The 25407-nt window shown below is 73.1% G+C and carries 18 protein-coding genes and 1 riboswitch; of the genes, 8 read left to right on the top strand and 10 right to left on the bottom strand.

What is annotated here, in order from left to right; all coding sequences use genetic code 11:
- Positions 1-8: 8 nt before the first annotated feature.
- Together AB0367_RS29825 and AB0367_RS29820 are read right to left on the bottom strand one after the other, a co-directional pair.
- Positions 9-1247 (bottom strand): cation:proton antiporter, encoded by a 1239-nt coding sequence (locus AB0367_RS29825; RefSeq protein ID WP_366229787.1) that lies wholly within the window; start codon positions 1245-1247, stop codon positions 9-11.
- Positions 1248-1251: 4 nt separating this feature from the next.
- Positions 1252-1734: a TrkA C-terminal domain-containing protein gene (locus AB0367_RS29820; protein ID WP_366229786.1), complete on the bottom strand. Its 483-nt coding sequence runs from the start codon at positions 1732-1734 to the stop codon at positions 1252-1254.
- A 433-nt stretch (positions 1735-2167) separates the two neighbouring features.
- On the opposite strand from AB0367_RS29820, the gene AB0367_RS29815 reads away from it, so the two are divergent.
- A complete protein-coding gene (locus AB0367_RS29815) occupies positions 2168-3097 on the top strand; it encodes a ribokinase (RefSeq protein ID WP_366229785.1) in 930 nt (309 codons plus the stop codon).
- A 150-nt stretch (positions 3098-3247) separates the two neighbouring features.
- The gene (locus AB0367_RS29810) at positions 3248-5374 is read left to right on the top strand and encodes a PhoX family phosphatase (RefSeq protein ID WP_366229784.1); all 2127 of its coding nucleotides are present in this window, start codon (positions 3248-3250) and stop codon (positions 5372-5374) included.
- A 69-nt stretch (positions 5375-5443) separates the two neighbouring features.
- Here AB0367_RS29810 and AB0367_RS29805 read toward each other — a convergent pair whose 3' ends face one another.
- The gene (locus AB0367_RS29805; RefSeq protein WP_366229783.1) at positions 5444-10834 is read right to left on the bottom strand and encodes an AAA family ATPase; all 5391 of its coding nucleotides are present in this window, start codon (positions 10832-10834) and stop codon (positions 5444-5446) included.
- A 258-nt stretch (positions 10835-11092) separates the two neighbouring features.
- Here AB0367_RS29805 and AB0367_RS29800 point away from each other — a divergent pair, with 258 nt between their 5' ends.
- A complete protein-coding gene (locus AB0367_RS29800; protein ID WP_366229782.1) occupies positions 11093-12307 on the top strand; it encodes a trypsin-like peptidase domain-containing protein in 1215 nt (404 codons plus the stop codon).
- A gap of 17 nt (positions 12308-12324) precedes the next feature.
- Here the strand turns inward: AB0367_RS29800 and AB0367_RS29795 are convergent, their stop codons facing one another.
- On the bottom strand, positions 12325-12489 hold the full coding sequence (locus AB0367_RS29795) for a hypothetical protein (RefSeq protein WP_366229781.1): 165 nt from the start codon (positions 12487-12489) through the stop codon (positions 12325-12327).
- Positions 12467-14179, bottom strand: coding sequence for an MFS transporter (locus AB0367_RS29790; RefSeq protein ID WP_366229780.1), 1713 nt, complete (start codon positions 14177-14179; stop codon positions 12467-12469). Before AB0367_RS29790 ends, AB0367_RS29795 begins: the two co-directional genes overlap by 23 nt.
- Before the next feature lie 240 nt (positions 14180-14419).
- A riboswitch (cyclic di-AMP (ydaO/yuaA leader) is annotated at positions 14420-14558 on the top strand.
- 404 nt (positions 14559-14962) lie between these two features.
- Between AB0367_RS29790 and AB0367_RS29785 the strand changes: the two genes are divergently transcribed.
- Complete coding sequence (locus AB0367_RS29785) at positions 14963-15724, top strand: C39 family peptidase (RefSeq protein WP_366229779.1); 762 nt, start codon at positions 14963-14965, stop codon at positions 15722-15724.
- Between the two features lie 62 nt (positions 15725-15786).
- On the opposite strand, the gene AB0367_RS29780 is transcribed toward AB0367_RS29785, so the two are convergent.
- Positions 15787-16764, bottom strand: coding sequence for a hypothetical protein (locus tag AB0367_RS29780; RefSeq protein WP_366229778.1), 978 nt, complete (start codon positions 16762-16764; stop codon positions 15787-15789).
- Positions 16765-16928: 164 nt separating this feature from the next.
- Here AB0367_RS29780 and AB0367_RS29775 point away from each other — a divergent pair, with 164 nt between their 5' ends.
- From AB0367_RS29775 to AB0367_RS29765, 3 genes are all read left to right on the top strand, one after another.
- A complete protein-coding gene (locus AB0367_RS29775; protein WP_366229777.1) occupies positions 16929-17417 on the top strand; it encodes a DUF6153 family protein in 489 nt (162 codons plus the stop codon).
- 86 nt (positions 17418-17503) lie between these two features.
- Complete coding sequence (locus tag AB0367_RS29770) at positions 17504-18142, top strand: DUF305 domain-containing protein (protein ID WP_366229776.1); 639 nt, start codon at positions 17504-17506, stop codon at positions 18140-18142.
- Positions 18143-18279: 137 nt separating this feature from the next.
- Complete coding sequence (locus AB0367_RS29765) at positions 18280-19116, top strand: polysaccharide deacetylase family protein (RefSeq protein WP_366229775.1); 837 nt, start codon at positions 18280-18282, stop codon at positions 19114-19116.
- 100 nt (positions 19117-19216) lie between these two features.
- On the opposite strand, the gene AB0367_RS29760 is transcribed toward AB0367_RS29765, so the two are convergent.
- The 4 genes from AB0367_RS29760 to AB0367_RS29745 all read right to left on the bottom strand — a co-directional run bounded on the left by AB0367_RS29760 (position 19217) and on the right by AB0367_RS29745 (position 24913).
- On the bottom strand, positions 19217-21724 hold the full coding sequence (locus AB0367_RS29760) for a universal stress protein (protein ID WP_366229774.1): 2508 nt from the start codon (positions 21722-21724) through the stop codon (positions 19217-19219).
- 11 nt (positions 21725-21735) lie between these two features.
- Positions 21736-23289 carry an APC family permease gene (locus tag AB0367_RS29755; RefSeq protein WP_366229773.1) on the bottom strand — a complete coding sequence of 518 codons (1554 nt, stop codon included), beginning with the start codon at positions 23287-23289 and terminating at the stop codon, positions 21736-21738.
- Positions 23286-23513, bottom strand: coding sequence for an isochorismatase family protein (locus AB0367_RS29750; RefSeq protein WP_366229772.1), 228 nt, complete (start codon positions 23511-23513; stop codon positions 23286-23288). Before AB0367_RS29750 ends, AB0367_RS29755 begins: the two co-directional genes overlap by 4 nt.
- A gap of 101 nt (positions 23514-23614) precedes the next feature.
- Positions 23615-24913: an MFS transporter gene (locus tag AB0367_RS29745; RefSeq protein ID WP_366229771.1), complete on the bottom strand. Its 1299-nt coding sequence runs from the start codon at positions 24911-24913 to the stop codon at positions 23615-23617.
- A 129-nt stretch (positions 24914-25042) separates the two neighbouring features.
- On the opposite strand from AB0367_RS29745, the gene AB0367_RS29740 reads away from it, so the two are divergent.
- Positions 25043-25407, top strand: a 365-nt coding sequence (locus tag AB0367_RS29740) for a LysR family transcriptional regulator (RefSeq protein WP_366229770.1), incomplete at its 3' end; no start/stop codon positions are given.

Here is a 25407-nt window from a genome sequence, read left to right as displayed (position 1 = left end):
CGAAGGCATCACACGGGCATGCGCAGTTCGTCGGGATCGGGATCGGGACCGGGGGCGACAGGCCGCGTGGCGTCGGCCGCCGGGGTGGTGCCGCGGCGCCGGTTGCGCCATCGGTTGAGTGGCTCCAGCGATCGGGCCAGGATCGGGCCCATCACCGCGAGCACCAGCACGTAGGCGGCGGCGAGCGGGCCGATCTTGTCGTTGAGGCCGGCGGCCACCGCCAGCCCGGCGATGACGATGTTGAACTCGCCGCGCGGGGTCAGCGCGATGCCGGCCCGGGCGCGCCCGAGGGAGCTGACGCCGGCCCGGCGGGCCGCCCACCAGCCGGTCGCGATCTTCGTCATGATGCCGACGAAGGCGAGCAGCATCGCCACGCCCAGCATCGGGGGCAGGGCGGCGGGGTCGGTTTGCAGGCCGAAGAAGACGAAGAACACGGCGGCGAACAGGTCGCGCAGCGGGCTGAGCAGTTCCCGGGCCGTGTGGGCCAGCGGCCCGGACAGTGCGATGCCGACCAGGAAGGCGCCGACCGCGGCGGAGACCTGCAGCAGCTGGGCGACGCCGGCGACCAGCACCGTGAGCCCCAGGGCCTTGAGCAGCAGGACCTCTTCGTTCGGCGAGGCGACGAACATCTCGACGTAGCGGCCGAACCGCAGCGCGATGACGAGGATCACGGTGATCGTCGCGGCCGCGATGGCCAGCGTGGTGAGGCCGGCGACCAGGCCCACACCGGCCAGCAGGGCGGTGAGGATCGGCAGGTAGACCGCCATGGTGAGGTCCTCGAACACCAGCAGCGACAGCACGACCGGGACCTCGCGGTTACCGAGCCACTGCAGGTCGGCGAGCACCTTCGCGGTGATGCCGGACGAGGTCACGTAGGTCACGCCGCCGAGCGCGACCGCCGCGACCGGCCCCCAGCCGAGTATCAGGGCCGTGGCCACGCCCGGCGCGGCGTTGAGCACCAGGTCGACCACACCCGCGATGGCGTTGTGCCGCAGCGTGCCGACCAGTTCGGGGGCGGTGTACTCCAGGCCCAGCGTGAACAGCAGCAGGATCACGCCGATCTCGGCGCCGGTCGCGGTGAATTCCTCGCTCGTGGCCAGTGGCAGGATGCCGCCCTTGCCGAACGCGAGCCCGGCCAGCAGGTACAGCGGGATCGGCGAGATTCCGAAGCGGGCGGAGATCGCCCCGAGCAGCCCCAGGCTGAGGATGACCGCACCGATCTCGATCAACGCAGTGGCACCGTGCATGCGCTCAGCCGTTATCGAGGATCGAGACGACGGCGGCGGTACCCTCAGCGGTGCCGACCACCACGACCAGGTCCCCGGGTATGAATATGAAGTCCGGACGCGGGCTGGCCAGGATCTGTCCGGCCCTGATCACCGCCACGATCGACGCGCCGGTGCGGCTGCGCGCCTGGGTGGCGCCCAGTGACCGCCCGTCGTAGGGCGACCCGGCGGTGATCGGCACCTGTACCGTCTTCAGCCCGGTCACCTGCCGCTGCAGGTCGGCCAGTCGCTCGACGATCCGGGCGGTGCCCAGCAGTTCCGCCAGGCCGTTGGCCTCGTCGATGCTCAGCGACAGCGTCGCCACCACCGTGTCCGGGTCGTCGATGCTGTAGATCACGATGTCCCGGCGGCCCGACACGTGCGACACCACCGCCGCGTGCTGACCCTTCACGGTGACGAACTCGTGCCGCAGGCCGATTCCGGGCAGCGCGGTGCGTTCGACGTCCACGGATCAGTGCTCCTTCGTTCAGGGGGTCACGCAGCAAAAGGCACACGGGTGGACTCCAGGCAGGGCGCCCGCCGACGTGCACCGCAGGGCTACGCTGCCGAATCGATATGACCGATATGCCACGAAAGTGTGACAGTCCCATGACGATCCCGCCCGTTGAGTGTGACGGGCGGCCGTCCAGCGGTGAGGGACGGTTCTGGCCGGAGTGATTTGCCTAACGTACCGATTGCGGACCGCGGCCGCCAGCCTCAGCCGGCCTCGACCACAGCTCGCCGACAGCCTGCCGGGCACGCCGGATTCGTGAGACGCTATCGGCCGCACGCGCACGCCGCCTTCGCTTGAGGACACTGGGCACGGCGTGAGTGGTGCTGGCACGCTGCCCGGGTTCTTCGGCGCCCCGGCGGACATTCACCCTCGCGAAAGGGGCCGGTGCGTGACGGTCGGGATCGTGGTGGTGGGGAGCGTCAACCTGGACCTGGTGGTCGCCACGCCGAGACTGCCGTCCCCCGGTGAGACGGTGCTCGGCGGGGAGTTCCGCACGGTGCCGGGCGGCAAGGGCGCCAACCAGGCCGTCGCCGCCGCGCGGGCCGGTGCCGCGTGCGCGTTCGTCGGCGCGGTCGGTTCCGACGACTTCGGCCGCATGCTGCGGGACAACCTGGTCGCCGCCGGCGTCGACGTGCGCGGGCTGCGGACCGCCGACGGCCCGTCCGGGGTCGCGCTGATCACCGTCGACGCCGCGGCGGAGAACTGCATCGTCGTCTCACCCGGTGCCAACGCCACCCTTGCCGGTCTCACCGCCGCCGACCGTGCGGCGATCGGCGCGGCGGACGTGCTGCTGCTGCAACTGGAGGTACCACTCCCGGTGGTCGCTGAGGCCGCCGGCTGTGCCAGGGACGGCGGCACGACCGTGGTGCTCAACGCCGCCCCGGCCGCGCCGCTGCCCAGGCACCTGCTTGACCTGGTCGACATGCTGGTGGTCAACGAGCACGAGGCGGCCGTGGTGGCCGGCCTGCCGGCCCACACCGGCACCGCCGCGCTCGTTGACGCGTTGCTCGCGCTCGTGCCGACGGTCGTGCTGACCCTGGGAACCCGGGGCGCCGCCTACGGCGACCGGTGTGGACTGCGGCTGCGGGTGCCGGCGCCGGTGATCGATGCGGTGGACACCACCGCCGCCGGTGACGCCTTCACCGGGGCGCTGGCGGTCGCCTGGGTCGAGCGCGGCACGGCGTCATCCGAGGACGCGCTGCGCTGGGCGTGCGCCGCCGGTGCGGCCTGCGCGCAGCGACCCGGCGCGTCCGTGGCGCTGCCCGAACGGGCCCGGATCGACGCCCTGTTCCACGAGGCCTACCGAAACACCGCGTGAGGCGCGGCTGGTCACAGCCCTGCTGCCCCAAAATGCGAACAGTAAAACGTTACGGTTCAACCTCGAGGCCATGCGGTGTTCATGGCCGGCTCCTACGGTGCCGGGGAAATCCCCAGCTGAACACGACTTCCCGTATCACGAGGAGCACGTATGCAGGAGCCAACCCGTCGCCCGCTGCCGTTCATCGGCTCGGCGCACGCGACCCACGGCGGCCGTGACCGCATGACCTGCCTCTACCGCTGTGGCAACGCCTGCGACCACCCCGTGCCGAACCGGTCGGACAACGAGTACTTCGGCGACCTGGTCACCAGCGTCAGCCGCCGCGGCATCATGCGCGGCGCGCTCGTCATCGGCCTCGCCGGCGCCGGCGTCGCCGCCGGTGGGGTGCCCGCGTTCGCCGCCCCCGCGGCGAAGGCCGGCGAACCCGACGTGCAGCTGCCGGAGGTCGACACGTTCGCGGCGAAGTCACCGCAGCCGTCGCAGCTGAGCTTCAAGGCCGTCACCCCCAACCAGGTCGACGGCATCGTGGTGCCCAACGGCTACGAGCACGCCGTCGTCATCAAGTGGGGCGACGAGGTCGTGCCCGGCGCGCCGCGGTTCAACGTGGCCAGGCAGAGCGCCGAGGCGCAGGCGAAGCAGTTCGGCTACAACAACGACTTCGTCGCCGTGCTGCCGCTGGACCGCCACGGAGAGCGGGCGCTGCTCGTGTGCAACCACGAGTACACCAACGAGGACCTCATGTTCCCCGGCTTCTCCGGCATCGACGGGTTGTCGGTGGAGCAGCTGCGGGTCGCGATGGCCGCCCACGGCATGTCGGTCGTCGAGCTCGAACGGGTCGGCAGGACCGGCCGGTGGGTGCCGGTGTCGAAGGGCCGGCGGCAGTACAACCGCCGGGTCACGGCGCTCGCCACGCACTTCACGGTCGACGGCCCGGCCGCCGGCAGCGCCATGCTGAAGACCAAGGCCGACCCGAGCGGCCGCGACGTCATCGGCACGCTGAACAACTGCGCCGGCGGGGTCACGCCGTGGGGCACGATCCTGTCCGGCGAGGAGAACTTCAACCAGTACTTCGTCGGTGCCGAGAAGTCGACCGGCGCCGACAAGGACCGGTTCAACCGCTACGGGATCGACACCGTCAACCGCTACCCGTCGGGCAGCCGCAAGTGGGACCGCGCCGACGAGCGCTTCGACCTGTCGAAGCACCCCAACGAGGCCAACCGGTTCGGCTGGATCGTCGAGATCGACCCGTTCACCCCGGGCTCGACGCCGCGTAAGCACACGGCCCTCGGCCGGTTCAAGCACGAGGGCGCCAACGTCGTCATCGCCAAGAACGGCAAGGCCGTCGCGTACACGGGCGACGACGAGCGGTTCGACTACCTGTACAAGTTCGTGTCCGACAAGAAGTTCGACGCCGGCAAGTCGTCCGCCGCTCGCCGGCACAACCTGACCCTGCTCGAGTCCGGCACGCTGTATGTGGCGAAGCTCGGCTTCACCTCGGCCGCCGAGATCGACGGCAGCGGCAAGCTTCCCGCCGACGGCGCGTTCAACGGCACGGGCACCTGGGTGCCGCTGGTCAAGGACGGCAAGTCGCAGGTGCCGGGCATGACCACCGAGGAGGTGCTGGTCTTCACCAGGCTCGCCGGCGACGCGGTCGGCGCCACGAAGATGGACCGCCCCGAGGACGTCGAGCCCAACCCGAAGACCGGCAAGATCTACGTCGCGCTGACGAACAACACGGCGCGCGGCCCAGCCGGCAAGGCGCCCGCCGACGAGGCGAACCCGCGCACCAACAACAAGCACGGCCACATCCTCGAGATCACCGAGGACCAGGGCGACCACACGGCGACCACGTTCACCTGGACGATCCCGATCGTCTGCGGCGACCCCAAGGATCCGGCGACGTACTTCATGGGCTTCGATAAGTCCAAGGTCTCGCCGATCTCCTGCCCGGACAACGTCGCGTTCGACGGCGCCGGCAACCTGTGGATCGCGACTGACGGCAACGCGCTGGGCACCAATGACGGCCTGTTCGCGGTGCCGCTGGAGGGCCCGGAGAAGGGCCACCTCAAGCAGTTCCTGACCGTTCCGTACGGCGCCGAGACCTGCGGCCCGTGGATCCACGGCGACAACAAGAGCGCATTCGTCGCCGTCCAGCACCCGGGCGAGATCAGTGGCGCGTCGGTCGAGAACCCGGCCTCGAACTGGCCCGACGGCGACTTCGCCAAGCCCGGCATCGCGGTGGCGTGGCGCGCCGACGGGCGCAACATCGGCATCTGAGCGCACTGCCGGTTCCGGCCGTTCGAGACCGTCAGCGTCCGAACGGCCGGTCCGTGCGAGGTACCGCCGCTAGGCGGCGGCGAGCGGGAACTCCACGAGCAGGCAGGTGCCCACCCCTCGGGGGCTGTCCAGCCGGATCCGCCCGCCGAGCGCCTCCACCCGGTCCTTGAGGCCGAGCAGGCCCGTGCCCCGGGCGAAGTCGGCGCCGCCGACGCCGTCGTCGCGGACCGTGACGCGCAGGACGGCGTCGGTGGCATCCGTGGCATTGGAGGCGTCGGTCTCGACGGTGACCGTGACGGCCGAGGCCTGCGCGTGCTTGGCCGCGTTGGTCAGCGCCTCGGCGACGACGTAGTAGGTGCTGACCTCGTACTGCTCGGGCGGCCGCTCCTTCGTGCGAATGTCGAGCTCAACCGGGACCGGCGAGCGGCGGGCCAGGGTACGCAGCGCCGGGCCGAGGCCGCCGTCGGTCAGGATCGCCGGGTGGATGCCGCGTGAGATCTCGCGCAGTTCGTCCAGCGCCTGGGTTGCCTCGGTGGCGGCGCGGTCGAGCTGGGCGCCGATCCCGTCGAGCTCCGGCGGCAGCGCGGCCTGAGCCGTGCGCACCTGCAGCGCCAGCGAGACCAGCCGCTGCTGGGCGCCGTCGTGCAGGTCCCGCTCGATGCGCCGGCGGGAGTTGTCGGCGGCGGCGACGATCCGCGCCCGCGAGTTGGTGAGCTCGGTCCGGCTCTCGGTGTTGGCGATGGCGCTCGCGAGGAGCTCGGTGAAGTCGGCCAGCCGTTGCTCGGTCTCCGCGGGCAGGCGCCGGCGCCGCGATCCGGCGCCCATGCTGCCCCAGACCCGGCCCTCGACCAGGATCGGGCTGGCGACCCCGGAGCGCAGCTGCACCGGACCGGTCGCGAAGGAGGCCGCCGCCGCGGGGTCTTGCAGGTCACGGCGGGCCGCGCGGCCCGTGGCCCGGACCTCGTGCATGGCCCAGCGGGGGTCCGGCCTGCCGCGTGCGCCCGGCTGGACGTTCTCGAGCCCGTGGCATCCCAGGACGGTCACCTCGCCGTCCGGCTCGAACCGGACGATCGCCGTGACGTCGGCGTCGAAGAGCGCGCCGACCTCGTCGGCCACCGCGGCGAACACGACCTCGGGCCCCGTCCCGCGGGCGACGAGCGTCGCCACCCGCCGCAATGCCGTCTGCTCGTCGGCGATCCGGCGGAACTCGGCGTACAGCTGGACATTGTCGAGCGAGACGGCGAGCTGGCCGGCGATGAGCCGGACGGCCTCGAGTCGCGCGGTGGTGAAGGCGCCGCGGATGAGGCGGTTCTCCAGTATCAGAATCGCCTGGAGCGTGTCGCGGCTGAGGATCGGCACAGCCAGCAGCGAGCAGCACGTGACGCCGGCGAAGTACGGGTCGCGGGCGAAGCGGTCGTCGCGCGTGGCGTCGCCCACGATCAGCGGCTCGCGCGTCCGCTGGGCATAGCGCACCACCGACATCGGCGCGGCGGGCTCATCGCCGGCGCCGGTGACCGGGACGATGCCGTCGCCGCCGGGCAAGGGCCGCAGCCACTCCTGCCGGTCGTCGCCGCGCAGCAACAGGTACACGTCGGTGGCGCCGGTCATCGCGCTGAGCACGTGCGCCACGCGCGAGTGCAGCCGTTCGATGCCGGTCTCCGAGCTCAACGCCTGCGACGCGGACAGGATGCCGAGCAGGTCCAGCGTTCCGGTCGTGACGGCGGCGCGCTGGTACAGGGCGTCGCCGGGCGGGGCGGGTTCCGGCACCGCGGTCGGCTCGGATCGCGGTCGCAGCGCCGGGTAGGCCCAGTCGAGCTGTTCGACCTTCGCGGTGGCGCCCCAGGTGAGGTACTCCTGCCGTGCCTGGGCCATGAGGCCGTGGCCGGCGTGCTCGAGGCCGTTGGTGAGATGGAAACGGGCCGCGCGCTCGGTGATCAGGGCCCGGTGCCATGGACGCTGGTGCCGGGCGACCGCCTCCAGGGCGGCGTCGAAGGCGAGGGCCGCGGCGCGGAAGTCGCCGGCCGCCCACGCCCGCTCGGCCTCGAGTAGCCGCAGCAGGTGCAGGAAGTTCATCGGCGCGTCGGCGGCGCGGGCGGCCAGCCATCCCATCACGTCGTCGAGTTCGGACAGCAGGCCGTCGCGCCCGCCGTCGTGGGCGGCACGGGCCTGCCCGGCCAGGGCGAGCCCGCGCAGGAGGTAGGCCGCGTCGGACGGGTACGGGCCCAGGCCGGTCAGCACCGACATCGCCGCCGTGCTGTGGCGGACCAGGCCGGCCGGATCGTCGAGGATGGCGGCAGCGACCCCGCGGGTGAGATGCGCCGGCAGCGGCGTGGGCGTGTCGGCGGGATACGCGTCGCCCACGGTGCCGGGGCCCTCGCCGCGCAGCACACGGACCAGCCACCGGTATCTGTCGAGCACCTGATCGGTCTGCTCGTTGCCGGTACGCCGGACGAACGCCCGCCCGGCGTCGAGCTCGGCGACGAGGCCGTCGAGCGTCGGCCCGCAGTCCACCAGGCCGGACGCGGTCTGGTAGTAGGTATAGCCGGCGTTGGCCAGGTCGCCGCCGGCGATCAGTCCCTCCCGGGCGCGCTGGCAGGCCCGGACGCCGTCCTCGGCCGGCTCGAACCAATGGCTGTGCGCGGCCAGCATGGCGCGCGCCTGCGAGGTGCCGGGCTCGTAGCCGAGGACCTCGCCCTGCGCCACGATCCGCCGGCCCGCGCGGTATCCCGTCGAGAAGTCCCCGCGCAGCACCGCGGCGGTGCAGCCGATGCTGGCCGGCCCGATCAGCGTGGGGTATGGGCCGTGCTCGACCCAGATCCGCAGCGACTCCAGGCCGAGCCAGCAGTGCGTCGGGTAGTCACCGGCGAAGTACGCCGCCGCGATGACCGCGCTGAGCATGTGCGCCGCGGCGAGGAGCGCGGGATCGGCGATCTCCGGCCGGGCCGGATCGTCGGTCTCGGGGTGATCCAGCCACCACCGCAGATACGCGTACTGGCGGCCGAGATCGTCAACGAGCCGGTCCGCGGCGGGGACGGCGACGCCGAGCTCACGCAGCGACTCGACGCCCAGCCTGCTCGCCTCGGCGAAGCGGCACCGGTGGGTGAGGCTGCTCACCTGCACGCCGGTCGCGTCCGCCCGCTCCAGGACGCCGTCGCAGAGTCGCTCGATCGTCTGGTACTCCTCGTCCGCCTCATCGAGGTGCCCCAGGCCGTACAGCGCGGCGTGGCGTGCGGTGTGCACCTCGACGAGCGTGGCCGTCTCGTCCGGGCCGATCAGCCGCAGCGCGGCCGTCAGCAACGCCTCCACCAGCGCGTGGTCGCCGGTCAGCGTGGCCTGGCCGGCGGCGCGCCGCAGCAGGCCCACGACCCGGCGCCGCTCCGCCGGGTCGTCGACCGCGTCGATCACCGGCAGGTACTGCTCCGCCGCGACCGCGAACAGCTCCGGCTCGTCGGCCAGCCGCCGCGCGACGGACAACCGCAGGGCGCGCCGGCGTTGCGGGTCCATCGCGCGCAGGACCACCTCGCGGGTCTGGTCGTGCCGGAAGCGCACCGCCTCGTTCACCCCGGGCTCCACCACGAGCAGGCCCTCGTCGAGCGCGGGAACGAGCCACTGCTCCGCCGTGTCCACCGTCGCGCCGGTCGCGGCCTGCAGCAGGGAGAGCTCGGCCCGCCCGCCGAGACACGCCATCGCCTCCACCACCTGGCGGGAGCGCACCGGCATGGCCTCGAGCCGCGCCTGCAGCATGCCCGTGACCTCGGACCGGCGCAGGCGGCGGCGCACCTCGGTCTCGTCCCAGTGCCACCCGTCCGCCGCCAAGCTGATCACGCCGTCGCGGCGCAGGGCGTTGAGCAGCTCCACCGTCTCGTGCGGGTTTCCGCGGGTGTGCGAGCCGATCGTCCCGGCCAGGCCCGCCGCCCGGGGCGGGTCCACGTGCAGCATCTCGGCGACCATGCTGACGAGATCGGGGCCGGCCAGGTTGTCCAGCCGCAGCTGCCGCACCCCGGGCTGCTCCCGCCACCGCGACAGCGGCGTCGCCATCGGGTGCGCCGCGTCTACGTCGGCGGCGCGGTAGGCGCCCACGAGCAGCAGGCCTGCGATCGGCTCCTCGCTCAGCACCTCGTCGGCGACGCCGAGTGTCGTGCGCCCCGCCCACTGCAGGTCGTCGACGAACGCCACGATCGGCCGTTGCGGCGAGGCCACCGCGCGCAGCACCTGCACTACCGCGCCCTGCACCCGCACCTTCGCGGTCAGCGGATCCCCGGCATCGGGCGGCACCCCGAGCAGCGCCGCGAACTCCGGCAGCACCGCGCTCAGCAGCCCCGCGTTCGGGCCGACCGCCGTCAGGATCCGCTCGCGTACCTCGGCCAGCGCATCCTCCGGCTCGGCCAGCAACAGCCGGCCCAGCGCGCGAAACGCCTGCTGCACCGCGTCGAACTCCAGGTCCCGCCGGTACTGGTCGAACTTGCCCACCACGAACCAGCCGTCCCGGCCCGTCACCACCGGCCGCAGCTCGTCGACCAGCGCCGTCTTGCCCACGCCCGCCGCCCCGCTGACGAGGACCCCGCGACACCGGCCCGCCAGCGCGTCGCGGAACGCCGCCCGTAGCGCCGCCACCTCGCCGTCGCGCCCGACCAGCCGCGACGGCGGCAGCAACCGCAGCGGGACGTCGTACGCGCCGACCCGCAGCTCGGCTGCCGTGCGCGGCTCCGCGTCGCGCAGCAGCTCGAGGTCGTGGAGCACGCCGTCCGCGGTCTGGTACCGGTCGTCCGGCTCCTTCTCCAGCAGATGCATGATGATCTCGGACAGCGGGCCGGGCACGGCCGGGTTCACCCGCGCCGGCGGCACCGCCACGCGCGCCAGATGGTCGTGCGTGAGCCGCAACGGGTCGCCGGAACCGAACGGCGGTGCGCCGGTCGCCAGCTCGTACAGCGTCGCACCGAGCGCGTACAGGTCGGCTCGCTGATCCACCGAGCGGCCGGTGCGCCCGGTCTGCTCCGGCGCCAGGTACGCCAGGGTGCCGACGATCTCGGTGTGGTGCGTGAACGGCGGCCGGATCTCGGCGAACGACGTCGCCAGGGTGAAGTCCACCAGGCAGGGGGAGCCGTCCCGGGAGATCACGATGTTCGCCGGGGTGATGTCCCGGTGCATCACGCCGCGGTGGTGCATCCCCGCCACGGCCCGGGCCAGCCGCACGGCGAGCTCGATCAGATCGCCGGCGTCCAGCGGCTTCGCCACGGCGGCCAGGCTGGTGTCGCCGACGTCCTCGATCGTGATCGACTCGGGGTCTGCCGGCACCTCCACCAGTTGCGCGACCCCCGCGACGCCACGCAGTCGCTCCAGGATCGCCGACTCGTGCTGCACCCGTCGCTGCGCGTCCGGTCCCAGCGGCTCCTTGCGAATGACCGTGCGCCCGTCGACGTACAGCCGAGTGATGCGTGACCGCATCCCGTCTGTCTGCATCCGACACCTCCGCGCACACGTCACATCGTGCCTATACCGATTTGTGCGCGTGGGCGACCATTCGCAATGGTAGGACGAGAGTGCCGAATTCGCCGGTGGACCCGGTCACCGGCGGGGGGCGGGCCCCTCGCCGCGGGTGAAGGCCGCGCGGGACGGGCCGAGCCGGAGCGAATTTCCGGGAAACGCCGCACCTTTCCCCGAGTTGGGTCCGTACTGGTGGGTAGGCAGGGCAACGGCGGATCGGCGGTGGTAGCCCGGATGTCAGCTCCGCATCATGCACAGGGCACGGGGGTCGCCTCCGTCGGCGGTATGGACCGGTACGGGCCGCGGCGCCGGATCGTCGGCAGCACCCTGCTGGCGGTCCTGCTGGTGGTGCTCGCCGCACTGGTCGGCGTCGCCGGGCTGTCGACGGGCGTGCGGTCGCAGCCACCTGGCCCCCGGCCGTCGGTCGCCGCGCAGGAGAACGCGGCCCCGCCGGCCCTGTTCGGCGATGTGCCGAGCGACCCGCCGAGCGAGGCGGCACCGACGCCGACCGAGGCGCCCGACCCCGCGGCGATCATCTCGTCCGTGAACCGCAGCGTCGTCGACATCAACAGCACGCTGGGCCTGCGCAACGCCCGCGCGGCCGGCACCGGCGTCGTGCTCACCGGCACCGGCCTGGTGCTGACCAACAACCACGTCGTCGCGGGCGCCACCTCGATCACCGCCAGGGCGGTCGCCAACGGCCGGACGTTCCACGCCAGCGTCGTCGGCTACGACCGCTCCCACGACATCGCCGTGATCCAGCTGGCCGGCGCGACCGGGCTGCCCCGGCTCGCGGTGGCCGACTCCTCGTCGGTCAGGGTCGGTGACCCGATCATCGCCGTAGGCAATGCCGGCGGCGTCGGCGGGACGCCGACCGCGGTGACCGGTTCGGTCACGGCGCTGGAGCAGTCGATCACCGCCCAGGAGCCGGACGGCGGCGCGCAGCAGCTCACCGGCCTGATCCAGGTGGCCGCGGACATCCGGTCCGGGGACTCCGGCGGCCCATTGGTCGACCGGTCCGGCCGGCTCATCGGCATCAACACCGCCGCGTCCATCGAGGAACAGGGCCAGGCCGCGGGCGGCACCGGGTTCGCGATCCCGAGCAACACGGCGGTCGGCATCGCCCAGCAGATCCAGGCGGGCAAGGCGTCGCCGACGGTCCACCTCGGCCCGACCGCCCTGCTCGGCGTCGCCGCCGCCGACGCGGAAGGCCGGGCCGCCGGGGCCGCGGTGACCGGGGTGATCGCCGGCAGTCCCGCCGAGCGCGCCGGCCTCAGCGCGGGCGACGTGATCCGGTCGGTGGACGGCCGGCCCGTCGGCTCCGCCCGCGAGCTCACGTCCGTGCTCGACACCTACCACCCGGGCGACCGGGTCACGATCGCCTGGGTGGACCAAGCCGGTCAGTCAGGCACGGCAACGGTGACGCTGGCGGCCGGCCCGGCCGGCTGAGGCGTGCGACCCGGCGGTCAGCGCCCGCGCAGCCACGACATGAGGCCCGTCGACCGCTTCCGGCCGCGTTCGCAGGTGCACCGCTGCGCCTCGGGCACGCCGGCGAGCACCTCGTCGACGTGGTCGCCGCAGCCGGCGTAGGTGGCCTTGCCGCAGGCGCTACAGGCGACGCGCTGACACATCGTGTCGTCCTTCCGTTTCGGTTCCGGTCGACGCCCGGTGCGCCGGCCCACCCGGCGGTGGACGGGCGGGCCCGAGCAGCGTGCTCACCATCGGTGCGGCGCGTGTCGCGCCGGGCGCGGTGCGCATCGCGACCGGTGTGGCACCGACGGTACCCGGCCGGGTCTGCCGCGCCTCGGGACGGGCCGGGGGACGGGTCGCGAGGCGAGCCGGGGGGCGGGCCAGGGGGCGCCCGTCGGGCCGCGGCGTGATCGGCCGGCGGGCCGGCCGAGCCGGCTGGGCCGGCTGGTGGCGCACCAGGTCGCTCCAGGCCGGCGGCGTGAGCGGCCGGCTCGGCGTCTCAGGCTCGGAGCCCGGGCGTTGCGTGCCGGAATGTTCGAGGCTGGATTGTTCGAGGCTGGGCTGCGCGGTGCCCGGTTGATCGGTGTTGTGGCCGTGCTCGTGCAGCGGCCACCCGCGCCCGGCCAGCGCCGCGACGCCGAGGCCGGCAGCGGCCAGCAGCAGCGCCCACTGTAGGCCGAGCTGGTGCGCGCAGCACCCCCAGCCCACCGCGCCGATGCCCTGCCCACCGAAGAGCACGACCTGGTAGAACGCCAGCCCGCGCGCCCGTACGTGTTCGGGCAGGTAGCTCTCGATCGCCGAGTTGGTGCAGGCCAGCGCGATCACCCAGGCCGCGCCGGCGGCGACGAGCACGACGCCGACGGTGACCGGGTCGCGGCTGATGGCCACGATCACGAGCGCCGCCAGGAACACGCCCGCGGCGGCCGCCATGCGGTCCCGGGCGGGCAGCGCGCGCAGCCGCGGCTGGACGATCGCGCCGGCCACGGCGCCGGCGCCGAGCGCGCCGAGCAGCATGCCGAGTCCGCTGACGCCGAGGCCGAGCCGGTTGGCCGCCAGCAGCGGCAGCAGCGCCAGCAGAGCCGAGCCGGGCAGCAGGAACACCAGTGCGTGCCCGAGAATCCGGCGTACGACCGGCGTGCTGCGAACGTATCGCCATCCGGCACCGAGCGCCGCGCCGAAGGGCTCTGTGCAGCGTGGCGCCGACGGGCGCTCGGGACGCCAGGCGGCCAGCACCACGACGAACACGATGACGGTCACGGCGTGCAGCGCGAACACGGCCGACGCGCCGGCCCGTGCGATGAGGAAGCCGGCGGTGGCGGGGCCGGCGGCCCGCGTGACGTTGGCGCTGATCGCCCCGAGCGCCGAGGCTTGTGCCAGGTGCCGGCGTTCCACCAGCTCCGGGGTCAGCGACCCGAACGCGGGCATCGTGAAGGCCGCACCCACGCCGAGGGCGCACTGCAGCGCGAGCAGCGTCATCGACTGCATCCGCCCGTCCATGGCCAGACCCGCGAGCAGCAGGCCGACGAGGGCGGTGCCGAGCTGGACCCGGATGAGCAGGCGCCTGCGGTCCACCAGGTCGGCCAGCACGCCGGCCGGCAGGCCGAGCACCAGGATGGGCAGCATGCCCGCCGCCTGTACCAGCGTGACGAGGATGTCGGCGGCCGAGTGCCGTCCGTTCGCGCCGGCACCGCCGGCGGCGAGCCACTGGGCGCCCACGACCTGCATCGCCATGCCGGCGTTCGCGGCGGCCATGGCGAGCCACAGCGCGCGGAAGGTGCGGCAGCGCAGCGGTGCCCAGGGGGAGTTGGAGTGGGTTGCTTGCGGGTGCGTGGTCGAAGACCGGGAACTCACGGTGACGAGAAACCTTCTCGGGCCGGGGTTGATGCCGACCAGTGTTTCTGAATGCGTATGAGCCGGGCATCGCTGCCACCGGCCGTCCGGGTCGCCCGGCTACCCGCATGCCGCCATACCGGCTGGCAGGTAGGCCTGCGGCGTCCGTTTGCAGGACCCGGTTGAACGCTTGGCAACCCCCGTACCGGCCAGTAGGGTCAGGCGGTCCGGGCTGGTCGTCTGCCATTTCGAAATGGCGCCGGCACGGACCCGCCGAGTCGTGCGAACGAGCCGGGGACCCACGCAGTCCCGGGGTGAATCCGCGGGCGTCAACGCCCGCGGTAGGGCACTTCCAGCCCGAATCCGTCAGCTAACCCGGTAGGCGGCATCGGAAGGAGACTTCAACGGTGTACGACCTCTGGCATGGCGCGCCCCCTAGCCGCGGCACCCGCACAGCACCCCTGCGGGACACCACCGCACGGTAGGACATCGGGCAGCACAAGGCCGCACCGGCCCTGCTGCCTGGCGCTCGACGGCTGAGCTCAGACCCCGTCTCCGGACCCCTCCCCGCACCGCTCGCGGCCCTGCCGCCGCGCAAAGCGGGCGTCTGACGCCGCCGCGATGCCGCCTCTCGAAGAGCCACGACGCTTCCGCGTTCCCGTCGCACGACGGCACGCCCGCCACGGCATCGCCGTGCGGGCCGCCCTCGCCTGCCCTCGTGCCGGTCCGTGCGGCGAACGCCGTGGCTCAGCGTCGCCATTCGAATTCGCCGACCACGTACGGCAGCCTGCTTTGGAGTACCACATGCGTCACCGATCGATTCGTCCACTGCTTCACCGCACCACCACCCACCGCCTGTACCCGGCGGTGCTGGGCTCGGCCGCCCTGCTCGTGGCCGCCGTCACCACCGGAGTGCTGTTCAACCAGACCGAGGCACCGGCCGGGGCCCACGACACCGCCGTCGCCGCGCTGGGGGCCGCGGACGGGAACAACCGCCCGGCGATCGGCGCCGCGCCGGCGAACCCGGAACCGACGACCGCGGCCCCCGACGCGCCGGCGGAGAAGGTCCTGCAGTACGACTTCCAGTTCCAGCCGAACTACTACTACTGCGGGCCCGCCTCGACCCGCATCGTGCTGAGCGCGGACGGCGTCAACATGTCCCAGGACGAGATCGCGAGGAGGCTCGGCACCACGACCAGCGGCACCAACTCGGCCGCCGAGACCACGCGGGTGCTCAACAGCGTGCTGGGCAAGGACGTGTACCAGACCCGGTGGATCCCGGGGCAGCGCGCGACGGACGAGGAGGCCGCGCGCGTTCAGCAGGACGTCGTGCGGGCCATCAGCGGTGACCGCGCGATCGTGGCGAACATCGTCGGCGGGGCGACGGACGAGGTCGGCGTCTATCACGAGTTCCCGGGCGGCCACTTCATCGCGATCGTCGGCTACCGCGACAACGGCCGCGCCGTCCAGGTCGCCGACCCGTCCGGCATGTTCGGCCCGAAGACGTACTGGATGGCGACCAGCAACATGGCGCACTGGCTGGCGGCTCGCGGCTACTCCGCCTGAGTCGCACCGCAGGGCCGGCTCGACGAGCCGGCCCCACCCGGTGCGGCTCCCCGCAACGTGCGTCAGCGGGGCTGCGGCAGGAAACGGTGCCGGGCGAGCGCCGTGGTCGTCTCGGCCGCGAGGCCGACGATGAACGCGGTGATCGCCAGCAGCACCACCCAGACCCAGATCTGGTACGCCGGCGGGCGCGCGTAGGCGAGCCAGTGCAGCCCGAAGGTGGCGAGCGCGGCGTAGGGGAACGCGAACGCCCAGAACCCGGGGGCGAAGCGCAGGCGCCGGTACAGCCCGATGAGGCGTACCTGGACGAGGGCGGTGAGCAGCGTGTAGCCGCCGAGCACGAAGGTGCCGGCGTCGACCCGGCCCCGGGTGACAGCCAGATAGGCGATCCCGGCGAGCGCGGGCGGGGCGACGTCGATCGCCAGCGTCGGCTGCAGCTGCGCAGGCAACGGCGGGCGGAAGTACAGCCGAGCCAGGATGATCGACCCGATGAGCAGCCACGACACCAGGCCGAACCCGAAGAACATGCGGGCGAGTCCCGGCCAGCCGGCCATCGCCGCGCCGATGGCGGCGATCAGCCCCCCGGCGACGGCGGGCAGCACGTATCCGGGATGCAGCCGGTCCAGGTCCAGCCCGCCCATGATCCACTGGCCGGTCAGCCAGCCCGCCAGCACGACCGTGGCCACGGCGAACAGCCCGAACAGCCACCGGCCCGCGGTGGGGGCATGCGGCATCAGCCCGATCGACAACAGCATGCCGACGATCGGGGCCAGCGAGACGAACGGGGCCTGGACCGGATCGCTCAGCTCCGCCGCCCAACTCCCCGGCCGCCGCGGCACGTCGGACACGTAGCCGGCCAGGAGCACCAGCCACACGACACCCGTGATGACGAACAGGACATCGGCCACGGCCCCCGGGGCGAGCCCCAGCAGCGCGGCGTAGGTCCAGCAGCCGGACAGGCCCGCCAGGCCGTACGACATCCCGAACAGATTCGGCGTGATCCCGACAGGTAGGCGGATCATCTGGGTCATCGGCCTGCTCATGCGATCCTGCTCCCCCCGAAGCTCGTCTGTCCCGCACGGCCGAACCGGGGCTACCCGGCGAGCGCGTGCCCATGCCCGCCGCGGGTGCGAAAAAGGCGGCTGCGGGACCCCCGCCGCGCCGGGCCTGCGCGGAGCCGGGCGGCGCCCACCGGTACCGTGAAGGCGTGGCGTACGCGGTGCACGGCAGGCTCGGGCGGACCGCCCGGCTCGCGTTGCTGCTGGCCACCCTGCTGGGCCTGACCGCCATGCACACGCTCGGCCACCACGGCCCGCGGTCGCCCGGCGGCGACGAGCACCCCGCCACGGCCGCCGGGCCTACCGGCGGGTCCACCGCTGTGCCTACCGCCGAACACGCGGCTTGGGCGCCGCTCACGGCCGTGCTGACCGTCGCCGGCGCGTGTTCCGCCGACGGCTGCGGCGCCCCGCTGGCCGGGCCCGCCGGCGATCACGCCGGGATGAGCGACTGGGAGGTCTGCCTGGCTGTCCTGGTCGCCTTCGCCGTCCTGCTGCTCGCCGCCGCCCTCCTGCACGCCCGCCGCGGCACCGCCGCGGCGGCGGCCCGCGCCCGCGTCACGCGGCGCTGCGGGCCGCGGGCACCACCACCCAGACCGGTCGGTCTCACCCTCGCCGCGGTGTCGGTCCTGCGCACATAGGACGCCCCGCACGGCCCGGCAGCATCCGCCGGCGCCGTGCCGCCGAGTCCTGCGCAGCTTCCCGAACCGAAAGGTCTTCAACCGTAATGACACGCACCTTGGTGCGCCGCGCCGTCCTGGCCGGTGCCGCGCTCGCCACCGCGCTGCTGCTGGGCGCCTGCGGCGGCGGGCACGATCCGATGCCCGGCATGCAGTCCGGCCACGCCACCGCACCGGGCGGCAGCGCCTCGCCGGGCCGAGCATCCTCTGCCGCGTTCAACGATGCGGACGTGATGTTCGCCCAGATGATGATCCCGCACCACCAGCAGGCCGTGGAGATGGCCGCGCTGGCCGGCACCCGCGCCGCCGACCCCGAGGTCAAGAGCCTTGCCGCGCGGATCGAGGCGGCGCAGGAGCCGGAGATCAAGACGATGACCGGCTGGCTCGCCGAGTGGGGCCGGCCCGCCCCGATGATGAGCGGCGGCATGAACCACTCCGGCGCGCACTCCGCCATGCCGGGGATGATGTCCGACGCCGACATGGCCAGGCTCAAGGCCGCCACCGGCAAGGACTTCGACCGGCAGTTCTGCACCATGATGATCGCCCACCACCGGGGCGCCATCGCGATGGCCGAGGACGAGCTCGCGGGCGGCGTCAACACCGACGCCAAGGACCTCGCGCGGCAGATCATCACCGCTCAGCAGGCCGAGATCGACACGATGAACACGTTCCTCGCCCGGTCCTGACCGGCCCGCCCCACCCACGGCTCAGCCGTCCGGCCGGGCGGCTGAGCCGTGGCAAGGTCTCGTTCTACCAGGCACGATGGGCGTACCAGTCACCATCACGCGACGGGTTCGCGTTGCCGGGACGGACGGGCGTGTGCTTGAGTCGCGGTGTGTTCAAGGCCCGCAGGACGGTGTCGCGACGGTCGGTGTTGCTGGCGCTCGGTGGCGCTTCACTCCTCGCCGCGTGCGGTCCCGACAAGGGGGCGTGGCACGCCGGCGGCGAGCTTCCCGGCGACTCACACTCCGGCGAGGTGTCCGCCGATCCCATGCCGTCGGTCTTCCCGTCCGTCGCGCCGCCCACCCCCGGGCAGTGCCCGCCGATCACCGGAGCCGGGACGCCCCGGCACGGCGGGCCGCAGTACTACCTGCCGTGCAAGGGCACGCAGATCGCCCTGACCGTCGACGACGGGCCCGACCCGCAGTACACCCCGCACATGCTGGCGCTGTTGGCCAAGTACGACATCCGGGCCACGTTCTGCATGATCGGCCGGTCCGCCGCCGCCCACCCCGACCTCGTCAAGCAGGTCGTCGCCGGTGGCCATCACATCGCCAACCACACCTACACGCACCCGCTCAACCTGACGAAGCAGCCGGCGGCCCAGATCCGGGCCGAGCTGCACCGCGCCAGCGAAGCGATCAGCAACGCGTCCGGCGGGCAACCCACCCTGTTCCGGGCTCCTGGCGGCGCGTGGTCGGATGCCGTGCTCTCCGAGTGCGGCGCCCTCGGCATGCGCCCCCTCGACTGGAGCGTGGACCCGCGCGACTGGAGCCGTCCCGGCGTCCAGCACATCGTCGACACGATCCTGACCCGGACCCGGCCCGGCGCGATCATCCTCGAGCACGACGGCGGCGGCAACCGCGACCAGACCGTCAGCGCCCTCACCATCGCCCTGCCGCGCCTGCTCGACGCCGGCTACGCCTTCGCCCAACCCTGAGCCGGGCCGGTGCACGTCCCGCGCGGTCGGGACGAATGGCCTGACCGCGCCGCCCCGCCCGCCAGGACGCTTGAGACGAAGGCCCGCGGGAGTCCGCGGACTACGACGGGCCGGCCGCCGCCACCGTGGCGGCCGGCCGGCGGGCGGCCGGCAGCGTGACGACGGCGGTGCGGCCCCCGCCGGCCGTCCGTTCGAGCCGCAGGGTGCCGCCGGTGGCCTCGGCGAGGCCCTGCGCCAGGCGGAACGCGGTGTCGGCCGCGACATCGGTGAGGCCGGTGTCGCCCGTGGACTCGGGGGCGTCCGATGTCGCCGCGGCCTCGAGTGCCCCCAGGGCCTCCGGTGCGCAGGAGGCATTCCAAGCGGAGGGTTCCTCGTCCTCGCGGCGGTGATCGACGATCCGGATCTGGACCTGGCCGTTCGCCTTGGCGGCGGTAACGGCGACGGGCCGGTCCGGCGGCCCGCGCCGTACCGCGTCGGCGAGCAGCCCGCCGAGCGCCCGGGTCAGCATCCAGCGGTCGGCGATGACGAGGGGCGGCGGCTCCGGCAGCGTCCACCCCGGCGCGGGCTGCTGCGCGCAGGCTTGGGACCGCACCGCGTCGGCCAGTTCCCCCAGATCGAGCGGGCGCAGGTGGGAGTCCAGCGCCCCGGTCTCGAGCCGGTAGAGGTCGTCGAGGTCGCTGAGCAGCCGGACCGCCTCGTCGAGCGAGGCCCGCGCCGCGCCGGGCCCGCCGTTGCCCGGCTCGCCCGGCGGGGCCGGCTCAACCGGTTCAGTCGGCTCAACCGGCCCGGCCGGCTCAGCCTGTTCGGTCAGCTCGGCCTGGGCGCTGCCCAGCGCCGCGCGCAGCGTCGGTACGGCCGTCGCCAGGGCCTGCTCCAGCGCCGAGGCCGCGGCCTCGGAGTCGGTCCGTTCGGCCAGCAGCGCCGCGACATGGGCGACGTAAGCGGTGAGGATGCGCAGCTCGCCGACGCTGAGGCGGCGGCCCCGCCCGGCGACGACGACTCCGGCGCGCGCCGGCACGGCGACGTCGGCGTCCTCGGGCCGTTCCGGCGGGTCCGGGCCCGCGCTCGCGGCGACGTACCACTCCGGCGTGGGTTCGCCGTTGCGGCGGCGGCGCTCCAGCACGCTCACCGCGTCCAGGCCGAACGCCTCACGCAGCTGCTCCAGCAGCGCGGCCGGGCTGCCCTGGCCACGCAGCACATCCGCGGCCAGGATGCTCAGGATGCTCGCCTGCGTGGACTCGGCGACGGCCTGCCGGGCGCGGTCCGTCGCCCCCTCGAAGGCCAGGCCGGCCACCGCGCCGACGACGAGGAACGCGCCGAGCACGGCCGCCAGCCCGGCGACGAAGGGCGGCGCCGGACCGGTCGGCCCGCCCGGGCGGGTGAGCGCAACGGCGAGCACCGGGAGGAGCACGGCGCCGAGGATGATCGCGTACCAGCGCGGATGCGGGCCCAGCCCCCTGGCGATACGCGGCCACGCCAGGCGCGGCGGGCGGGCGGCACCCTCGTGGGTGACGATGTGGACGTTGATCGGCCCGCACAACCGGATGACCTTCGCCGTGACGTCCTCGCCGGCGAGCAGGCGAGCGCACCGGCCCCGCCGGCTGACCCCGAGCACGATCTGGGTGGCGTTCTGCGCCCGCGCCGCGGACAGCAGGTCGTCGGCGATGTCGTTGCCGACGACCTGCTGATAACGCCCGCCCAGCGACTCCACCAGCGTGCGCTGGCGGGCCAGCAGGGCCGGGTCGGCCCCGAGCAGCCCGCTGCACTCGGTCACGTGCACCGCGGTGAGGTCGCAGCCCGGTGTCCTGGCCGCGATGCGGGCGGCCCGCCGGATGATCGTCTCGCCGCCGACGTCGCCGGCCAGCCCGATCACGATCCGCTCGCGCGCCTCCCACAGAGCGCCGATGCCGTGCTCGGCGCGGTACTGCTGCAGCCCCTCCTCGACCCGGTCCGCGACCCACAGCAGCGCCAGCTCGCGCAGCGCGGCGAGGTTGCCCGGCCGGAAGTAGTGGGTCAGCGCCGCCTCGATCCGGTCGGTCGGGTAGACGTCGCCGTGCGCCAACCGGCGGCGCAACGCCTCGACGGACAGGTCGACCAGCTCGATCTGGTCGGCCCGGCGAGCCACCGCGTCGGGCAGGCGCTCCCGCTGTACCACACCGGTGATCTGTTCCACGGTGTCGTTGAGCGACTCCAGATGCTGCACGTTCAGCGTGGTGATCACGTCGATGCCGGCCGCCAGCAGCTCCTCGACGTCCTGCCACCGCTTGGCGTTGCCGCAGCCGGGGACGTTGGTGTGCGCCAGCTCGTCGACCAGCGCGACCTGCGGGTGCCGGGCCAGTACCGCGTTCAGGTCCATCTCGGCGCAGCGCATCCCGCGATAGGTGGTGCTGCGCCGCGGGACCACCTCCAGCCCCTCCGTCATCTCGGCGATCGGCCGGCGGCCGTGGGTCTCGACGAACGCGACGGCCACGTCGGTGCCCTGCGCCCGGCGATGGTGGCCCTCGACGAGCATGGCGTAGGTCTTGCCCACGCCGGGGGCGGCGCCGACGAAGATCCTCAGGCGCCCCCGGGCCAGGCCCGCCGGGGGCGCGTCCGTCTCGATGCTCATTGTTCGGCTCATCACCCGCCGTCGCCGGTCGCGCGCGCCCGCTCGGATGCGGCCCGCCGGCCGCGGGTGGGCGCGCCCAGGGCATAGAACAGTACGCCGGTCGCGAGCAGCGCGACGACAGGTCCGATCTGGGTGAGCTCGAACGCGGCGCGCCCGACCCCCTGCGGCAGTGCCGCGTCGGGGTCGCCGCCGGCGCCGAACCAGTCGGTGCCCAGCCCGGGCCAGAGCAGCCATACGGTGGCGACGGCGGCCCAGAACGTGGTCAGCCCGCTGGCGAGCCAGGCCCCGGCCGGGCCGCCCGGGACGCGGTACGGCCGCGGCGCGTCCGGGCGCGTGCGGCGCAGCCGGACCAGCGCCGGGAAGATGCCGAGATAGGAGATCGTCGTGGTGGAGACGGCGACGCCGAGTGCGATCGTGAAGTACCGCTCGGCGCTGCCGGCCGACAGGCGGAAGGCCAGCAGCATCACGATCGTCGCCATGACGCCGCTGAGCAGGTTCGCCGCGATCGGGGTGCCGGTCCGGGGCGAGATGCGCCCGAGCCCGCGCGGTGCGGCACCGTCCAGGCCGGCCGCCGCCAGCGCCCGGTCGGCGCCGATGATCCAGGTCGCGCCGCTGGACAGCAGCGCGAAGATGAACCCGGCTGCGGTCACGGCGCCGAGCACCTTCCCGGCGCCGGCCAGGGTCGCGGTGCCGTCGCTGGCCACCGACCCGCCGTAGACGGTGAACACCTCCCGGACTGCGTCGAGGAACCCGCCGACGCCGGTCACCCGATCCCGGGGCAGGACCAGCAGGATGGCCAGGATCGGGGTGCCGTAGAGCAGCACCGCGCCAAGGCCGGACCAGGCGATGGCGCGCGGCACGTCCCGCCGCGGGTCGAGCATCTCCTCACTGGCGGCGCTGGGCAACTCGAACCCGACGTAGTTGAAGACCAGCACGGGTACCACGGCGATGAACACCGCATACCGCGGCGCGAAGTCCGCCGTGCCGAAGCCGCCGACGCCGTTGCGCAGCGCGTACAGCAGCACCGACACCGTGAACAACCCCACGATGGCCACCCGGACGAAGGCCCCCAGGCTGGGCACCCACCGGCCGAGGCGGACCGACACGATCGCCGAGGCCACCGCGAGCCAGATGAACGCCAGCGCGAACAGCAACTGCGCGGTCCCGTGCAGCGGCGTGAAGAACTCCCCGAACGCGGAGACCGCGAGGATGGTCAGCGTCCCGCCCAGCCAGATCGGGTTGGAGCACCAGTACAGCACCGTGACGAGCGCGGCGGCGAACCGGCCGAAGGCGAGCCGGCACCACACGTATGGGCCGCCCTGGACCGGAAAGGCCGCGCCGAGCTCGGCCATCAGCAGGCCGTACGGCAGGAAGAACGCCACGCCGAGAAAGACCAGCCAGGTGAACCCCTGCGCGCCGTTCTTCGCGACCGCGCCGATCGTGTCGAGCCCGACGATCGTGCAGATCAGGAAGAAGAGCAGATCGAAGCGCCGGAGGCTGCGACGGAGCCGGGACTTCTCCCGGATCTCGTCGCTGGTCGTGTCGGCCGTCCTCGGCGCGCTCACCTGTATGGACTTTCCCCGGGGCGGCGGGTCAAACCGGCCCGGCGGTCCTCGCCGGGATGATCGGACACCTGCCGCGCAGTCTTGCCCCACTGCCGAGGGAAGATCCGTTGAATGCTGTTGCGGTGGGCCTCCAGGTCCAGGTCGGCCATGGCATCCGTCGCGAGTGTGACGTGGTAACCGTGTTCGTAGGCGGCGCGGGCGGGGTCAAGTGCGGTGATAGTCATGAATTGGTCCTTTTCTGCATCGGCGGCTCGGCCGCGGTGTCTCACGTGTGGCTCGGGGTCCTCGGGGCCAGTTCGTGCTGTTGTCGCGTGGCTTGCGTCTGTCAGCTGCTGATGGCCCCCTTTCCTGACTTCAAGGGGACCGCTGCCTGTGGTTGGGCATGGGCTGTTGCCGGCTCACGGTCTGGTACAGCTCCGAGACCCGGGCGGCGGGGTAGCAGCAGAGGGCTGGTGAGGATGAGCAGTCCCGCGATCGTGAGGGCGGTACGCGGGCTGGTGGCTTCGGCGAGCAGGCCGCCGAGCGCGCTGAGGATGGCGATGGACGCGCTGCTGCTGATCGACCAGGCCGACAGGGTGCGGGCGGTGCGGTCTTTGGGGGTGTGTTCAAGTCGGTTGGTGGCGAGCACCGGGTTGTACAGGCTCATGCTGATGATGATCGCGAGTTCGACCGCGATCACCGTCGTGAGGCCGACGATTCCGGGCTGGACGAAGGCGAGGCCGATCAGCCAGACCGCGCGCAGCGTGCCGACGGTACGGAGGATGCGGTGTTGGCCGTAGCGGGCCACGACACGAGGGGCCAGGCGTGAGCCGATGAGTCCGCCGAGGCAGGGGGCGGCGAAGGCGAGGCCGTACTGCCAGGGTGGGAAGTCAAGCTCGCCGAGCAGCAGCACGGCCAACAGCGGCTCGGTGGCCATGATCAGTCCGCCGACGAGGAGCTGGTTGAGGTAGAGCGCCCGCAGGCCGGGATGGCTCAGGAGGTGCCGCCAGCCGTCGAGCAGCTCGCCGGTCCGGACCCGGTGCTTGTCGGTGCGCTGCGGGTGTTCTTCTCGGCCGCGGATCGCCGTGATGCCCAGCGCGGAGAAAAGGTAGCTGAGCGCGTCGGCCACCACGGTGGTCACCGGCCCGAACAGGCCGACCGCCGCGCCGCCCAGCGGCGGCCCGATCGCGATGGAGCTCCACGTCGTCGACTCGAACCGCGCGTTGGCCACGAGCAGATCGTCCGGCCGGACCAGGGCCTTGAGGTAGGTGCCGCTCGCCGCGTTGAAGGCGATCTTGGCGGCGGCGACCACGGCCGAGACGACGAGCAATTGGACGAAGGTGAGCCGGCCGAGGGCGTAGGCGACCGGGATCGTCAGCATGACCACGAACCGGGCCAGATCCATCGCGATCATCACCGGCCGCTTGCGGTGAAACTCCACCCACGGCCCGAGCGGCAACGCGATGAGTGCGCCCACTGCCGGCCCCACCGCGGAGAGTGCGGACACCTGAGCGGGGCTGGCATGCAGTACCAGCACGGCGACCAGCGGCAGGGCACCGAATCCCAGCCCAGAGCCATAGGCGCTGACCGCGTACGCCGCCCACAACCATCCGAACTGCCGACCGAGGGACCGTCTCGCCGCCAAGCCCCACACCTCCCGCTATGAACAACTCGTCGTTGACCGCTGTGATCAAAGCAAGGCCGTAAAGGGCGAATCAAACAACCGCATCTCCGGTGAGCCACAACCAAATGTTGTGAGAGTAGGGTTCGGTGCGTGGATCTCGACGCCGTGCGTACCTTCGTCGCCGCCGCGGATGCCGGCCAGTTCCAGGACGCCGCCGCCGCGCTGTCGATCACCCAGCAGGCCGTGTCCAAGCGCATCGCCGCACTGGAGAAGGATTTGGAGGTTCGGCTGTTCACCCGCACGGCTCGCGGCGTTCAACTCACGATCGACGGCCAGGCCTTCCTGCCCCACGCCCGTGAACTGCTCCGGGTGCAAGCGCGCGCCGACGCTGCCGTGCGCCCCGGTCGGCGCGCCCTGCGCGTCGACGTCCACAGTCGCCGGATCGCGCCGGCGGTGCTGCTGCAGGACTTCCACCGTACGCATCCGCGGATCGAGCTGGATGTCGTGACCCTCGA

The sequence above is a fragment of the Dactylosporangium sp. NPDC051484 genome (genome assembly GCF_040689395.1).
Classification (GTDB): domain Bacteria; phylum Actinomycetota; class Actinomycetes; order Mycobacteriales; family Micromonosporaceae; genus Dactylosporangium.
The sequence above is the reverse complement of the archived record's forward strand: the minus strand, read 5'-3'. Positions and strand labels throughout refer to the sequence as shown.

Bases quoted from the DNA above. Each gene is read 5' to 3' on its own strand.
- AB0367_RS29825 (WP_366229787.1), bottom strand. From the start codon at position 1,247: ATGCACGGTGCCACTGCGTTGATCGAGATCGGTGCGGTCATCCTCAGC.
- AB0367_RS29810 (WP_366229784.1), top strand. From the start codon at position 3,248: ATGCAGGAGCCAACCCGTCGCCCGCTGCCGTTCATCGGCTCGGCGCAC.
- AB0367_RS29805 (WP_366229783.1), bottom strand. From the start codon at position 10,834: ATGCAGACAGACGGGATGCGGTCACGCATCACTCGGCTGTACGTCGAC.
- AB0367_RS29800 (WP_366229782.1), top strand. From the start codon at position 11,093: ATGTCAGCTCCGCATCATGCACAGGGCACGGGGGTCGCCTCCGTCGGC.
- AB0367_RS29795 (WP_366229781.1), bottom strand. From the start codon at position 12,489: ATGTGTCAGCGCGTCGCCTGTAGCGCCTGCGGCAAGGCCACCTACGCC.
- AB0367_RS29785 (WP_366229779.1), top strand. From the start codon at position 14,963: ATGCGTCACCGATCGATTCGTCCACTGCTTCACCGCACCACCACCCAC.
- AB0367_RS29780 (WP_366229778.1), bottom strand. From the start codon at position 16,764: ATGAGCAGGCCGATGACCCAGATGATCCGCCTACCTGTCGGGATCACG.
- AB0367_RS29770 (WP_366229776.1), top strand. From the start codon at position 17,504: ATGACACGCACCTTGGTGCGCCGCGCCGTCCTGGCCGGTGCCGCGCTC.
- AB0367_RS29760 (WP_366229774.1), bottom strand. From the start codon at position 21,724: ATGAGCATCGAGACGGACGCGCCCCCGGCGGGCCTGGCCCGGGGGCGC.
- AB0367_RS29750 (WP_366229772.1), bottom strand. From the start codon at position 23,513: ATGACTATCACCGCACTTGACCCCGCCCGCGCCGCCTACGAACACGGT.